Here is a 15259-nt window from a genome sequence, read left to right on the forward strand (position 1 = left end):
TATCATATAATAGGTGTAATGATTAATCTTTTAGTTTAGATTGTGCTGTATAATGTAATGAATAACAGATGTTAAATATTCAATTTTATTTCTAAGTTGAAACATGTAATTGTAAAAAGTTATTTATGTATACAATTGTAAACAATTGACTATAAATATAAATTTACAATTGTAAATTTTAAGATGTTTACTTTTGTCACACAAATATTGAAGTATGAATTTTGAACAGTTATTCTCAGATAATAAGGAAACAAGACTTTTTGGTAGGTACGTTACTAATACACATATAGAACCTATTCTTAAAAATACAGAAGAAAATTTTGATGTTTCGGTTGCGGGTCGTTCGGTATTGGACGAACCTATATATAGTATCAAAGCCGGGTACGGTAAAACCAAAATTTTCATGTGGTCGCAAATGCACGGTAATGAAGCTACAACAACTAAAGCTATTTTCGACTTTCTTAATTTACTCAAGGGAGGTACCGCATTAGCTACGCAGCTTAAGCAATCGTTTACTTTTCTTATCCTGCCAATACTTAATCCGGATGGTGCCAGGCTTTATACCCGCGCTAATGCAGTTGATGTAGATCTTAACCGTGATTCACTAAAACTAACTCAGCCCGAAAGTCAACTGCTTCGAAAGATGTTTGAAGACTTTAAGCCCGACTACTGTTACAATATGCACGATCAGCGTACTATATTTGGCGTAGGCGATATCCCTAAGCCTGCTACGGTATCTTTCCTTGCTCCGTCATATAATGATGATCGTGATATAAATAAATGCCGCCAGAAAGCTATAAATATAATCGCTGCAATGAATGAAACATTACAGGAATTTATCCCCGGGCAGGTAGGTAGATTTGATGATTCATTCAATATTAATTGTATTGGAGATATGTTCCAGTCTTTAAATGTTCCTACAATTTTATTTGAAGCTGGGCATTACGCAAATGATTACGAAAGAGAGCAAACCCGTAAATATATCTTTTTTGCATTATTATCAGGATTTAATGCAATTAACGAAAACGTTATAGTTGTTAACAAAAAGAAGGAATATTTCAATATTCCTCAAAATAAGATTATTTTTTATGACATGATATGGAAAAATGTCAAAATAAATTATGAAAATAAAGAAAAAATAGCGAATTTTGCATCACAATATAAGGAAGTGCTATTTGAGAATTCTATAATTTTTCAAGCTATAATTAGCGAAATAGGCAATCTGGAGGGTTTTTATGGGCATGAGGAATTTGACGCTTTTGGCGCCGAATATCAGGACGAAGAGCTTAACAAAGTGCCAATAATTGGAAATAAAGCAGATTTTTCATTCGGTCCTGACAAGAAATTTGTTAATGGGCAGAAGATAAAATAAGAAACTCACCTTATAGATGAACATTTTTTAATAATAGGTTTTAAATTCAATTAGAGAAACCAATATAACCTTTAAAAAGACACATTTATGAGCAAATTTCGTTTAGATGAAGTTGACCATCAGATTTTGGATATGCTGATTGACAACACAAGGGTTCCGTTTACTGATATCGCTAAAAAATTATTAATCTCTGCCGGAACTGTCCATGTAAGGGTTAAAAAAATGGAAGATGCCGGAATTATAATGGGTTCTTCATTAACGCTTGATTACGAAAAGCTGGGTTATTCTTTTATTGCTTACGTTGGTGTATTCCTTCACAATACGTCACAAACTAAGTTCGTATTGGAAAGGATTAATGAGATTCCGTTTGTAACTGTAGCACATGTTACAACAGGTAAATTTAATATCTTCTGTAAAATCAGGGCTAAAGATACTAAACACGCTAAAGAGGTTATCTTTATGATAGATGACATTGAAGGTGTTTACAGAACAGAAACTATGATATCTCTTGAAGAGAGCATCAATGATAAGAAAAGACTGATGCACACAATATTTAAAGATCTGTAAGGTTTTTATCAAAATTTTATAACCCTCATGTATCAATACATGAGGGTTTTTTTATTAAATTGAACCAACAAAAAACATCTATATGTATCCTGCCACACGAATTGAGCGCTTTAATGAAGAAGTACAGCTCAAATACCAGCTTTTCAACAGTATATTCATGACATTGCCTTTTCAGGCAATTGATAATACGGGAAGCCTATTACCTTTATTCTCAGAATTATGCGACGAAGGTTTCAAAAACAATAAAAGCCCTGAACAAATATTTAATGAGTTTGCCGATAAGTACCTTGCTGAAGCAACTGAAGAAGAGAAGATCGCTATGATGTTCCGTTTTATTCAGTATGTTGAACGCCAGATCGTGCTTTTTGATGCTATTGAAGATGCTGCATTTACCAGCCTTAATAATCTTGAATTAAGCGGATCGTTACGCTATAGCCGCGAAAAAGCCGAAAATCAGGGTCTGATGGAAGAATTAAGGGAATTTCTTGAGGATTTTCAGGTGCGCGCCGTACTTACTGCTCACCCAACACAGTTCTATCCGGGATCGGTACTAGGGATCATTACAGACCTTACTAAAGCAATCAAACAAAATAACCTGGGCGAGATTAAGAATCTGCTGTCTCAGCTGGGTAAGACTCCATTTATTAAGAAGGAGAAGCCTACGCCATACGATGAGGCTGTTAGCCTTATATGGTATCTTGAGAATGTATTTTACAAGGCTGCCGGAGATATGTCATCTTACGTTCAGGATGCAATCTTTAAGGAAGGTGCGTTAAAACATCCGGTGCTATCGTTTGGTTTCTGGCCGGGGGGCGACCGTGATGGTAACCCTTTTGTAACTACCGAGATTACATTGAAAGTAGCAGACAGGCTTCGCACATCAATTTTAAAATGTTACTACGGCGATATAAGACAGCTTAAAAGAAAACTGACCTTTACGGGTGTTGAGGAAAAAATTACTGATATTGAATTGAAATTATACCGTTCGGTATTTTATTCTGAAGGGGAAATCTATATAACACTTGAAGAATTAAAACTTGCACTGGTAGAAGTAAGAGATTTGATTGTAGAAAAACACCAGTCATTGTATTCAGATGAGATAGATGGGCTTATCAATAAAGTTAATCTGTTTGGGTTCCATTTTGCGTCGCTGGATATTCGCCAGAATAGTAAGATACATGATGCTGTTTTTGCCGATGTATTTAGTTTCCTGGCTAAAGATAATAAACAACTTGAGGGATATAGCGATTTAGATGAAGTCGATAAAATTAATATCCTAAACGGTTTAAAAGGCAGTATCAAGCCTGAAGACTTTGAAAGTGAAGATACACGTAATACGCTTGAAGCTATTCTTGCAATAAAAACTATTCAGGAAAATAATGGTGAGTTGGGAGCTGACAGGTATATTATAAGTAATAATGAAAGTGCGCTTAACGTATTGGAATTACTTACAATGTTTAGCCTGCTTGGTTTTGAAAACCCTCCGGTAGATATTGTTCCGCTATTTGAAACAGTAGACGATCTTAAAGAAGCCGATGCAGTTATGAAATTGCTGTACACTAATAAAGTGTATGCAAAGCATCTTAAAGCAAGGGAAAATAAACAGACAATTATGCTTGGCTTCTCTGATGGTACAAAAGACGGAGGTTATCTTATGGCAAACTGGAGTATTTATAGGGCAAAAGAAAATCTTACGCTTATGGCCAGAGAACATGACGTTAAAGTAGTGTTCTTTGATGGTAGGGGTGGACCGCCCGCTAGAGGTGGAGGAAAAACCCATAAATATTATGCATCACAGGGAGCATCAATTGAGAATAACGAAATTCAGATAACGATACAGGGGCAGACTATAAGCTCGAACTTCGGTACGCTTGATACCTGCCGTTTTAATCTTGAAAACCTGCTTAGCGCCGGTATTACCAATGGTGTATTTAATAAAGAGAAGCCACAGTTTACGGAAGAGCAAAAAGACCTTATTGACGACCTGGCAAGACTTGGCTATGAAAAATATACGGCCTTTAAAAAACACCCGAAATTCCTTCCATATCTTGATCAGATGAGTACGCTTAATTTCTATGCTAAAACAAACATAGGAAGCCGTCCATCCAAAAGAAGTAAATCTAAAGAACTTGATTTTGGAGATCTGCGTGCCATACCGTTTGTAGGTTCATGGAGTCAGCTTAAACAAAATGTCCCCGGTTTCTTCGGTGTTGGATTCGCTTTGGGTGAATATGAAAAGAATGGTCAGTGGGATAAAGTACAGGGGTTATATAATAATTCATTGTTTTTCAGAACGTTGTTAGAAAACAGTATGATGTCGTTATCAAAATCGTTTTTCCCGCTTACAGCTTATATGAAGGATGATAAAGAGTTTGGTGCATTCTGGGAGATTATTTACAATGAGTTCCTTGAAACGAAACGATTATTGCTTAAGATATCGGGTTACGAAGAACTGATGGAAAATTATCCTGATGGTAAAGCTTCTATTAAATTAAGGGAGCATATTGTATTACCTTTGCTTACCATTCAGCAATATGCTTTAAACAAAATAAGGCAGATGAAAAATGGGGGAGAAGATGCTGCGCTGATGGAAGTTTATGAAAAGATTGTTACACGTTCCCTGTTTGGGAATATTAATGCCAGCAGGAACTCTGCCTAAAAAATGAAGATTACAGATATACAGCCTGATGAATATGCACCATATCAGGAAGCGTACATTAAACTTGTTGATGATGCATATTCGCTAACGGAAGAGCTTGAAATAAGCGTTCATAATTTTGTCCATTTCGTGAGAGAGATTCCTATGGATAAATATGAGTATCGTTACGCTGAGGGTAAATGGACAATTAAAGAGATTATCCAGCATCTTATAGATTCTGAGAGGATTTTTGCTTACAGGGCACTTCGTTTTTCCCGCGGTGATGAAACCAGTCTACCAGGGTTTGACGAAAATGCATATGCTGAAAATGTTGATGCAGATAACAGAAGTACAAATGACCTTCTTACAGAATTATCGGCATTGCGACATGCTAATATCATGATGTTTAAATCATTTTCTGCCGAGGCTCTTTTAAGAAAAGGGACAGCGTCCGGATATACGGTTTCGGTAAGGGCATTTGGTTTTTTAATAATAGGCCATCAAAACCACCACGTTAAAATATTTAAAGAACGATATTTATAGAAACAATGAGGGCTGCATTTAGCAGCCCTTTATTTTTATTGACAATCTACTTTATTAATAAATAATGGAGTAGCGGTGTTTTTACTTTTGTAGCGGTAAACGTCATCATCACCCTGAATCATTTCGCCAAATTTAACTCCGGCCTGATTATTTTTCAGTATAAAGATAAATTCTTCTTTTTGGGTTTGTCCTTCACCGGTAGCATTTCCTACGGCAGTTACAGTGTCTCCGTTAAGGCTTCCTTCAAAAACAATCGTTCGCTTATCTTTCTCAAATGGAATAGATCTGAATGTACCTGATAAATTGTCCCCATCTTTTTTAATTTTAAGTGACAAAGTATCTTTGGATACAACCTGTAGAAAACATGTTTCTCCGTCGGCGATAGTTTCTTCCGGTGCAGGAGTCTCAGTTTTTACTTCTTCAACAGTGGTTTCTTCTGTTTTCTCTTCCTTTTTTTGGCATGAAACGGATAAAAGTAATCCGAAAGCTAATAGGGTAATATGATGTTTCATTATAGAATTTTTGTTAAAAATAAGATATTGCAAATAAAAAAAGAACTCCGTTAAGAGTTCTTTATATTTTTTCAGGAATTAATCCTCGTCTTCTTCATCTTCTTCCTCATAATCACGATCTTCTTTGTCATCCTCATCGTCGTCGTCGTCATCTCCATCTCCATCAGAATCATCACTGCGGCGTGTTTCTTTTTCAGTCATATCATCATCAGCATCATCATCGTCATCACCAATTTCAAGATCTTTCAATGGATCGATGTCGTCAGCCGGTTCGTCAATGTCATCATCATCAAAGTTCTCAATTCTGTCAGCAAGCTTAGTACTTACTTTTACAAGGTAAATTGTATCTTCCGTTCTTACTTCTACCGCCTCAATAGTTTCATTTTTGGCATTTTTAAAACGAACGATATTGGAATCATCATATCCATCAGGAAATTTCTCAACCAAAAGGGTCAGAATTTCATTAGTTAGCTTTGCGTAGTCAACTATAACTCTTTTCATAAATCTATTATAAATCTAATAAGTAAGCAAATATAAGAGGAGCAACAATTGTTGCATCAGATTCTATTATAAATTTAGGGGTATTGATATCTAGTTTACCCCATGTGATTTTTTCGTTAGGCACAGCACCTGAGTACGAACCATAACTGGTTGTTGAATCAGATATCTGGCAGAAATAACTCCAGAAAGGAACATCATGCATTTCCATATCCTGGTATAACATCGGAACAACACAGATAGGGAAATCTCCGGCGATACCACCACCAATCTGGAAGAAACCAACGCCTTTGCTACTATTTTTGGTATACCAGTCAGCAAGGAACGTCATGTATTCTATACCTGACTTCATGGTTGAAGCTTTAAGTTCACCTTTAATTACATAAGAAGCGAAGATATTACCCATTGTACTGTCTTCCCATCCTGGTACAATTATAGGTAAATTTTTCTCTGCTGCAGCGTACATCCAGCTATCTTTTAAGTCAATTTCGTAATATTCTTCAAGAACACCTGAAAGTAACATTTTGTACATAAATTCATGTGGTAAATAACGCTCACCTTTATCGTCTGCATCTTTCCATATTTTATAAATATGTTTTTGTAAGCGACGGAAAGCCTCGTGTTCAGGGATACATGTATCTGTTACACGGTTAAGTCCTCTTTCTAAAAGATCCCATTCTTCCTGAGGAGTAAGGTCTCTGTAGTTAGGAACACGCTCGTAATGAGAGTGAGCCACAAGGTTCATAATATCTTCTTCAAGGTTAGCCCCTGTACATGAAATGATTTGTACTTTATCTTGACGGATCATTTCGGCGAAAATTTTCCCAAGTTCTGCCGTACTCATTGCTCCTGCAAGTGTAACCATCATTTGTGCACCATCCTGAAGTTGCTTTTCGTATCCTTTAGCAGCATCCACCAAAGCGGCACTATTAAAGTGCAGGTAGTACTTTTCAATAAACTGGCTAATTGGTCCTTTGCTCATTGTTGTCTTTATTTAAATTCAAGTTTATTTCTTTTCTCTGTTGTATCCTAAGATATCAAGTACTTCTTCAGCCTGTTGTTGTTCTGAAAATATTTCGGTTGCTAATATACCATTTTCATCCCTGTCTATCAAAATGTGTTTCGGCTGGGGGATAAGGCAGTGGTGAAGACCTCCGAAACCACCAATAGTTTCCTGATAAGCACCTGTGTTGAAGAAACCAATATACAAAGGTTTTTCTTTATTGTACTTAGGCAGGTATATGGCGTTCATGTTTTGCTCCGAGTTATAGTAATCATCGCTGTCGCAGGTAAGGCCTCCAAGTAGTACTCTTTCGTACTGATCGTTCCAACGGTTAACAGCAAGCATGATGAAACGCTTGTTGATAGCCCAGGTGTCAGGTAGTGTTGTAATGAAAGATGAGTCGATCATATTCCATTTTTCTCTGTCATTCTGTTGTTTTTGGTAAAGGACCTGGTAGATTGCACCACCGCTTTCACCTACTGTAAACGATCCAAACTCTGTGAATATATTCGGCACCGGTACATCAGCGTCATCACATGCAATCTTGATCTGATTAAGGATCTCATCGATCATGTATTGATAATCGTATTCAAAAGCCAGTGAATTTTTGATAGGGAATCCACCACCAATATTAAGGCTGTCCAGGGAAGGGCATTCTTTTTTAAGGTTAACATATACCTTTAAACATTTTACAAGCTCATTCCAGTAATATGATGTATCACGTATACCGGTATTAATAAAGAAGTGAAGCATTTTTAGCTCTACTTTTTTATTCTCGTGAATTTGTTTTCTGTAAAAAGGAAGAATGTTTTTATAACCGATACCCAAACGAGATGTATAAAACTCAAATTTAGGTTCTTCTTCGGCAGCAATACGAATACCGATTTTAAACTTACCGTTTATCTGCTCCTGAAGCAGGTCCAGCTCTTCGTAGTTGTCAATAATAGGAATAGTCCTGTTATGACCTCCATTGATAAGCCTTGCTATGTTTTCTATATACTGGGCTCTTTTAAAGCCGTTGCATATTACATAAGTGTTCTTATTTATTTTGCCGTTAGCTAAAAGATTTTCAACGATGTTAACGTCAAAAGCGGCAGAAGTTTCAATATGTATATTGTTTTTAAAAGCCTCATTCATGATATATTCAAAGTGAGAGCTCTTCGTGCAATAGCAGTAATAATATTTACCGTCGTACTTGGTCTTTTCCATTGCATTCCTGAACCAGCCTTTGGCTTTACGGATATTATTGGAAATTTGAGGCAGGTAAGTAAACTTTAAAGGAGTACCATATTGCTCGACAAGTTTCATCAGGTCTATGTTGTGAAACTGAAGGTTGTCTTTGTTAAGAGTGAATTCTTCCTGAGGAAAGTAAAAAGTCTGGTTTATAAGGTCGAAATATTTTGTGTTCATTTGGAAAGTTAAATAAAAGATTATAAAAATAAGAGCATTTTCCTAAAATTATAATCTGATTTTCAAACCCTTATATTAGCATAGATTATTTGTAGCTTTTCTTTACAGGTATTTTCGTTATATATAACCGACATGTCTCCAAGTTTACGCGGCGAAAAAACCGAACTATTTGCCTCTGCAAAAGCCCTGAATTTACTGATAGTCCCAAAAAGGGAAAACATGTTATGGTTCATTTTCATCTCGGCAAATGTAAAAAATATTACTTCGTATTTAAAAACAAATGTCTTAAAAAATTGTTAGTTTTGATAGTCGTCAAATCCATTGATAATCAGGTTGTTTTCTACGGTTTGGTTAATAACTGTTTTTCCTGTTCCGTCAAGCAGTACAAATTGAACCTCTCCTGACACATTTTTTTTATCGTGAACGAGTAATTTAATTATATTTTGAATATCCTCGGCAGTGAAATTAACCTTATCAAAAATGCCGTTTACCACCGTTTTTATTTCGTGGTATTCCTCAAGTGTTATCAGGTTTTTGTCTAAAGAAAAATAGGCTTCAATGATCATTCCTATCGCTATAGCTTCGCCATGTAATAAAGCTGTAGTATTTGGATTTTCAAGAAAGTAAGATTCAATAGCGTGGCCAATAGTGTGTCCGAAATTTAACGCTTTTCGAATTCCTTTTTCTGTAGGGTCCTGTTCTACAATGTTTTTCTTTATAATTACCGATTGGTATATTAAAGATTCTAAATCATCAGTAGTAAGGCCGGATAAATTTGTGAACTGTTTCCAGTATTTGGCGTCAGCTATAAGTCCGTGTTTCAGCATTTCCGCTAAACCCGAACGCATTTCATTTGCAGGAAGTGTTTCAAGAAAATTAGAGTCAATTAAAACGGCAGCCGGATTATTGATAACGCCGACCTGATTTTTTAGAACACCAAGGTCAACCCCTGTTTTCCCGCCAACAGATGCATCAACCATTGCTAATAACGATGTTGGCACATTGATAAAGTCCATACCTCTCTTAAAAGTAGAAGCAGCAAAACCGCCAAGGTCTGTAACAACGCCACCCCCAACATTAATAACAACGCTCTTACGATCTGCACCAAGCTCAGTCAGCGTATGCCAAACCTGAATACACGTTTCTATAGATTTATTGCTTTCGCCTGCTTCAATCTCTATAATCTCAATAGGAAGCTCTGTAACTACTTGTGAGAGAAATCCCGGAAGGCAATATTGTGAGGTATTGGTGTCTGTAATTATAAATAAAGAAGAGTAATTTTCACGCACTAATATTTCCTGCAAATAAGTGTAGCAGTTGTCATTAAAATATATAGAATAGCCTGTGGTGTTAAGTGTCTCCATGTTTTTGTATTAAAGAAAAAGCAAAATAAGGTAATTAATACTATAAATTCTTGAACAGTATTTATATTTGCACAAATTTTTTATAAACAATGGAAAAAATCTTCAACAATACCGCCGATGCATTTGTATTAAAAAGTGACACCGAGCTGGATAGGGCCTATTTTCTTTTTAAACTTATAGCTTCACAGCCATTGGTGCGAATAGGTACTGCCGTAACCAATTTTGCATTGAAAGTGCACCTTCCTGTAGAAGGGCTTATAAGAGCTACGGTATTTGATCATTTTTGTGGTGGTACAACTGAGGAAGATTGTTTGCCGGTAGTAGATAAAATGTTTACAAAAGGCGTTTCATCTGTACTTGATTATTCGGTTGAAGCTAAAGAAGAGGAATCTGAATTTGATAAGGCTTTAGAAAAGACGCTAAAAACTATTGAGTTTGCTAAAGAAAGAAACGCTATTCCTTTCGCTGTATTCAAGCCAACAGGTTTTGGACGTTTTGACCTTTGGGTAAAGTTAGGTGAGGGAAAAACATTTAGTGTTGAAGAAGCTGACGAATGGAAGAGGGTAGTGGAACGTTTTGACCTTGTTTGTAAAACGGCTCATCAAAATGATGTTGCTCTTTTGATAGACGCCGAAGAAAGCTGGATGCAGGATGCTGCTGATGATCTTGTAGCCGATATGATGCGCAAGTACAATAAAGAAAAGGCAATCGTTTACAATACATTACAGATGTACCGTTGGGATAGGCTTGATTATCTTAAAAAGCTACACGAGCAGGCGAAAGAAGAAGGTTTCTACATAGGGATGAAAATCGTTAGGGGAGCTTACATGGAAAAAGAAAATAAACGTGCCGAAGAAATGGGTTACGTTTCTCCAATATGTATATCTAAGGAAGCTACAGACATCAATTATGACGATGCTATTAAATACATGATCGAGCATATAGATAAAATGGCAATCTTTGCCGGTACTCACAATGAAGACAGTTCGTATAAGCTTATGAAGCTTATGGAGCAAAATGGTATATCGAAGAATGATGAACGTATATTTTTCGGTCAGTTATATGGTATGAGTGACAACATTAGTTTTAACCTGGCGGTTAATGGTTACCATGTTGCTAAATACCTACCGTTTGGGCCTGTAAGGGATGTCATGCCATACCTGATAAGAAGGGCAGAGGAGAATACTTCTGTTGCGGGACAAACGAGCCGTGAGCTTAACCTTATAAGTGCTGAAAGGAAAAGACGTAAACTGAATGATTAGTCGTCTTTTTAAATTAATTTAGAAAAAAAATAAAAAATGAAGTTCGTACACAGGTTAGCATATTATCTTTTTGGTTTTTTAATAGGAGGATTGTTTTTACTTTTTGTATTTAAAAATAAGAAAACAGAATTCTGTTACATGCCAAACTGCAGGGTACTTAAAGATATTCGATCTAAAGGTATAACAGTATCTAAGGAGGCTCAGGCAACACTTAATGAAAAATGGGTGACTATGGATGATATCCAGAACACTCTAAAAAATGGAGATGTTGATTTTTCTAAAAGCAATAAGATAAATCCGGGAGGAGGAAAGATTTATATAATTGAAGGCAGAACTCTTAAAAATCAGCCTATTGTGTTAGAGATAGTAAACAAAAGCGAAAGAGCTATCCTTAAGGATGTAAAAAAATAATAAAATTTTTATAAAAATCCTTGCAAATACAAATAGTATGCGTATATTTGCACCCGTAATAACGAACTAATTAATAGTTAATAATTACAGCAAATAAGGGCGATTAGCTCAGTTGGTTCAGAGCATCTCGTTTACACCGAGAGGGTCGGGGGTTCGAATCCCTCATCGCCCACAGAAGACAAACAACGCCATTGGAAGACAATGGCGTTATTTATATATTTCCAGCACAGTTTTTTACTACCTGTTATTTTCAATATCAATTAATTTCTTTCCCCTTTCCTCTAAATAGTGAACGAGTAATTTATCGTAAAGCTTATAACCTACATCAGAATTAGTAAAGATTGCTATTCCTTGGTTGGTTTTTGGTAACAGAAAGGTAAGGCATTGTGTTCCGTTATCTGATCCTCCATGAGAGATTGCATATTCATCATTTCCCAAATTATATAATTCAAACCCTAGACCAAAGTATTTGTTATCCTTAGTCTTTACCTGCGGTCTTATCATTTCCTGATATACATCTTTACTTAGGTTTCCTCCTTTCAGAATACTAACAAGGAAATTTCCGTAGTCTGCAATTGTAGTGTGCAGGTCATCTGCGGCATTAATTGTTTGATTCTTTACAACACTGTAATGCTTTCCACTGCCATCATAACAAATAGCAAATCTTGATGTATAAAGCTTTTCGTTCCACAGATATGAAGTGTCGCCCATATTCAGGGGGTGAAAAACAAACTCTTTTGCTAATTGTTCCAAGGTCTTTTTGAATTTTTTTTCCAATGCTTTACGCAAACACTCAAAGCCTTCACCTGAATATTGATATTTAGTTCCGGGTTCAAATTCAAATTTCAGCTTATTATCTTTATTCAAATATCTCCAATTTGAGAAGCCGGTTTGATGGCTTAAGATAAATCTTGTAGTCAGCTTTTTATATCGTGGATCATTCTTAACATCTGGATCTGTCCAATAGTTGAAAATTGGCTCATCAAGTTTCCATTTCCCTAAGCTTACCAATTGCAAAGCTACCAGTGTCGTTATCGGTTTTGCGAGCGAAGCAACATTGAATACCGTATTATACGGTGCTGATACCCCTTCTTTAAGTTCACCGTATACTTTAACCTGCTTTAGTTTCCCTCCTTCTATAATGCCGAGCCCCAGTGTTTTGACATTGTTTTGCTTCAACCAGTTTTCAATTTGGGCATCATTCTCAAAAGATAGCGATTGAGTATATTGCTTTGAGTAAGCATGATGGTCGTAGCTTGAAGAAATCGCCAATTTCCAGTTTCCATTTTCCAGTCGCCAAACGTTTGAAAATTTCGCAACGCCCGGTATGTTTTCCGTATTATCATAAAACAGGTGGATACCATTCTGAACTGCACCATATACAACTCCGTCTTTATACAGGGGATATATTTCAGTACTTTCCTTTTGCAGGATTCTTTTCACTTGCCGTGATGCAGGATTCTTACATAACCCATTTTTTAAATCTCTTAGAAATCGCTGCTTGTTGGAGACCCCGTTTTTATCATGAAAGAAAACCAGATTATCACTTAGTAAATTTTCAAATTGCGCAATATCACAGGTATTGAACCCAATCGAAAACAGCAGGCTGTCTTTTTCTAAAATAGTCCTGTAAAGAGTATCAGAGTCCTCAAGTTGGGCGAAACAACCTTGTGAAAACAGTAATAGTGAAATAAATAAGATTTGGATGTTTTTTGCCATCATTTAGTTTTTTGGCAAAGGTTAATATTGCTATATCTACTGCCAAAAAAATAGCACGCCAATAACCCGACAATCGCCCGACAGTTGTTATATAATACTAAAATTCAACTTAAAGCGTAGTTTTTTATTTCGGTCTATTTCGGCGAGGTTTCGAACGATTAAAAACACGTTAGATAGCGCAATAGAAACAATTAGTATAATTGTAAAGGAGCGGCCAAGTTTTAATAATATACCTACCATAAACACTATTGGAGCAAGGATAGTCCACAAAATCTGAAGTGAGATGATTTGTCTCAATAAAACATTATCTTGTTTAAATAAACGAGATAGTATAAATGGGACTATAATATTTAGCGGTGGCAGCACAACAAATAGAACCGACGACAGATTAATCAGTTTCATTTTTTGGTAATCTATATGGCTTGTTGATTCTTCTGTATCAACTGCAAGCGTAGTGGTGGTTATGGTTTCTGTCTTAATAGCTTTCGGCAGCAAATCATTTTCAGGAAGATGAAGTGCTTTAGCTAGTGCCTTGAGTGTATGCCCTTTTGGTGTTACCCCTGATTCTATTCTCTGTATTGTCCTGACAGAAACTCCTGAGCTTGCTGAAAGTTCTTCCTGTGTTAAATGCTGTTGCTCTCTTAGCTGCTTTAATTTTGACATATGTATTTAATACTGGCGACTGCTATCGTAATCAATTATTTTACAAGAGTATCATCCACGCAAATATAGGAAAGATAAATATATGTATAAACCAAACTTGATTGACTCCATTTGTCGATTAAGGATTGATCACGATTTTTTTTGAAGTACAGATAATTAGCAGCGTCATTAAAGTTAATGGAGAATGGTTAACTTAATTAATTTACTCCACTTGACAGTCCTTAGAAGACAAATAACGCTACTGGAGACAGTGGCGTTATTTGTCTATATTTATGTTTATTTTAAAGTTTCAAAAAATGTCAAAACTGGTATCAAATGTTCGACTGCAGTCTCTGACATCCCACACAAAGACAAAAAAATCCATTGGAATCCAATGGATTTTTTTGTTTATTTCCTAGTATCAATAAGGTAATATATTAGCGTATTAATAATTCGGTGTTTTATAATAAATTTAACGTTACTCGATTAATACACAATTAATACGAATCACTACATTGCAACTATAAAAATGTTGAGTGTTCAATAAGTAATTTTTGTTATGAAAACTGAAGATTTTCAAAAGAAAGTAAATTCGCGTGATGCAAATATCTCAAAAACAATTTTATTCAGTTCTATATTATTCGGGCTGTATGCTTTCTATCTTCTCATCGAAACTTTAGATTTCCTAGCATTACTTCATTCTAAAGAGCCAGATTATAGTCCAACGTATACTATTGTTCATGTTGCATACATTATCGTAGAGATGATTGTTTGTATGGGGTTAGCTATATGGATTTATATAATATACTTATCTAATGTAAATAAGAATTTAGTATTAGGAATTATCTTTACAGCAATTGCATTTTTCCGAATTATAATGGTTTACTATCTTTATCACTATTCCGAGCCACAATATCATTTCGTTCCCTACATCTACAAATTGGCAAATCCGCTAAGTAATCTTTTTAGGTTTTCTTTTATCTATTTACAAATATTTGCTGTTGCGGTATGTGCAATTAAATCCTTCAGAGCAAATAGAAATCGTACTCCAAATTAGGGATATCCAAATTTTACTGACTATAATAGAACTATATTTTTTATAGGTATAAACTTATCTGATCACTGAAAAGTGGCCTTTATATTGTCGTCCGTCTTTTCGGTCAACGATAAACCAGTAGTCCGTAGCAGGAAGTGTATTTCCATTGAATTTACCATCCCATCCGGTACTGTTGTTTTGGAGGGATGTAATATGTTTGCCATACCTATCGAATATATGTACCAATAATCCATGTACATTCCATGAATTTTTAATACGCCA

The 15259-nt window shown here is 35.7% G+C and carries 14 protein-coding genes and 1 tRNA gene; 8 read left to right on the plus strand and 7 right to left on the minus strand.

What is annotated here, in order from left to right:
- Nucleotides 1-214 precede the first annotated feature (214 nt).
- The 4 genes from ALW18_00950 (at nt 215) to ALW18_00965 (ending at nt 5120) form a co-directional block, all read left to right on the plus strand.
- Nucleotides 215-1372: a peptidase M14 gene (locus tag ALW18_00950; protein AOE51214.1), complete on the plus strand. Its 1158-nt coding sequence runs from the start codon at nt 215-217 to the stop codon at nt 1370-1372.
- Nucleotides 1373-1459: 87 nt separating this feature from the next.
- Complete coding sequence (locus tag ALW18_00955; protein ID AOE51215.1) at nt 1460-1939, plus strand: transcriptional regulator; 480 nt, start codon at nt 1460-1462, stop codon at nt 1937-1939.
- Nucleotides 1940-2021: 82 nt separating this feature from the next.
- Entirely contained in the window at nt 2022-4598 is a 2577-nt protein-coding gene (locus ALW18_00960) for a phosphoenolpyruvate carboxylase (GenBank protein ID AOE51216.1), read from the plus strand.
- A gap of 3 nt (nt 4599-4601) precedes the next feature.
- The gene (locus ALW18_00965; GenBank protein ID AOE51217.1) at nt 4602-5120 is read left to right on the plus strand and encodes a damage-inducible protein DinB; all 519 of its coding nucleotides are present in this window, start codon (nt 4602-4604) and stop codon (nt 5118-5120) included.
- A gap of 35 nt (nt 5121-5155) precedes the next feature.
- Here the strand turns inward: ALW18_00965 and ALW18_00970 are convergent, their stop codons facing one another.
- The 5 genes from ALW18_00970 to ALW18_00990 all read right to left on the minus strand — a co-directional run bounded on the left by ALW18_00970 (nt 5156) and on the right by ALW18_00990 (nt 9907).
- Entirely contained in the window at nt 5156-5632 is a 477-nt protein-coding gene (locus ALW18_00970; GenBank protein AOE51218.1) for a hypothetical protein, read from the minus strand.
- Nucleotides 5633-5710: 78 nt separating this feature from the next.
- A complete protein-coding gene (locus ALW18_00975; GenBank protein ID AOE51219.1) occupies nt 5711-6133 on the minus strand; it encodes a DNA primase in 423 nt (140 codons plus the stop codon).
- 7 nt (nt 6134-6140) lie between these two features.
- Nucleotides 6141-7112, minus strand: coding sequence for a deoxyhypusine synthase (locus ALW18_00980; protein AOE51220.1), 972 nt, complete (start codon nt 7110-7112; stop codon nt 6141-6143).
- Between the two features lie 24 nt (nt 7113-7136).
- Nucleotides 7137-8543, minus strand: a complete 1407-nt coding sequence (locus ALW18_00985; protein AOE51221.1) for a decarboxylase — start codon at nt 8541-8543, stop codon at nt 7137-7139.
- A 296-nt stretch (nt 8544-8839) separates the two neighbouring features.
- Complete coding sequence (locus tag ALW18_00990; GenBank protein AOE51222.1) at nt 8840-9907, minus strand: 3-dehydroquinate synthase; 1068 nt, start codon at nt 9905-9907, stop codon at nt 8840-8842.
- An 89-nt stretch (nt 9908-9996) separates the two neighbouring features.
- On the opposite strand from ALW18_00990, the gene ALW18_00995 reads away from it, so the two are divergent.
- The 3 genes from ALW18_00995 (at nt 9997) to ALW18_01005 (ending at nt 11752) form a co-directional block, all read left to right on the plus strand.
- Nucleotides 9997-11169: a proline dehydrogenase gene (locus tag ALW18_00995; GenBank protein ID AOE51223.1), complete on the plus strand. Its 1173-nt coding sequence runs from the start codon at nt 9997-9999 to the stop codon at nt 11167-11169.
- 36 nt (nt 11170-11205) lie between these two features.
- A complete protein-coding gene (locus ALW18_01000; GenBank protein ID AOE51224.1) occupies nt 11206-11580 on the plus strand; it encodes a hypothetical protein in 375 nt (124 codons plus the stop codon).
- 97 nt (nt 11581-11677) lie between these two features.
- Nucleotides 11678-11752, plus strand: a tRNA-Val gene (locus tag ALW18_01005).
- A gap of 65 nt (nt 11753-11817) precedes the next feature.
- Here the strand turns inward: ALW18_01005 and ALW18_01010 are convergent.
- Both ALW18_01010 and ALW18_01015 read right to left on the minus strand, forming a co-directional pair.
- Nucleotides 11818-13299 (minus strand): beta-lactamase, encoded by a 1482-nt coding sequence (locus ALW18_01010; GenBank protein ID AOE54262.1) that lies wholly within the window; start codon nt 13297-13299, stop codon nt 11818-11820.
- Nucleotides 13300-13386: 87 nt separating this feature from the next.
- Nucleotides 13387-13962 carry a DNA-binding protein gene (locus ALW18_01015; GenBank protein AOE51225.1) on the minus strand — a complete coding sequence of 192 codons (576 nt, stop codon included), beginning with the start codon at nt 13960-13962 and terminating at the stop codon, nt 13387-13389.
- 538 nt (nt 13963-14500) lie between these two features.
- Between ALW18_01015 and ALW18_01020 the strand changes: the two genes are divergently transcribed.
- Nucleotides 14501-14998 carry a hypothetical protein gene (locus ALW18_01020; GenBank protein ID AOE51226.1) on the plus strand — a complete coding sequence of 166 codons (498 nt, stop codon included), beginning with the start codon at nt 14501-14503 and terminating at the stop codon, nt 14996-14998.
- The last annotated feature ends 261 nt before the right edge of the window (nt 14999-15259 follow it).

The organism is Flavobacterium psychrophilum, assembly GCA_001708385.1.
In the GTDB taxonomy this organism is placed as follows: Bacteria; Bacteroidota; Bacteroidia; order Flavobacteriales; family Flavobacteriaceae; genus Flavobacterium; species Flavobacterium psychrophilum_A.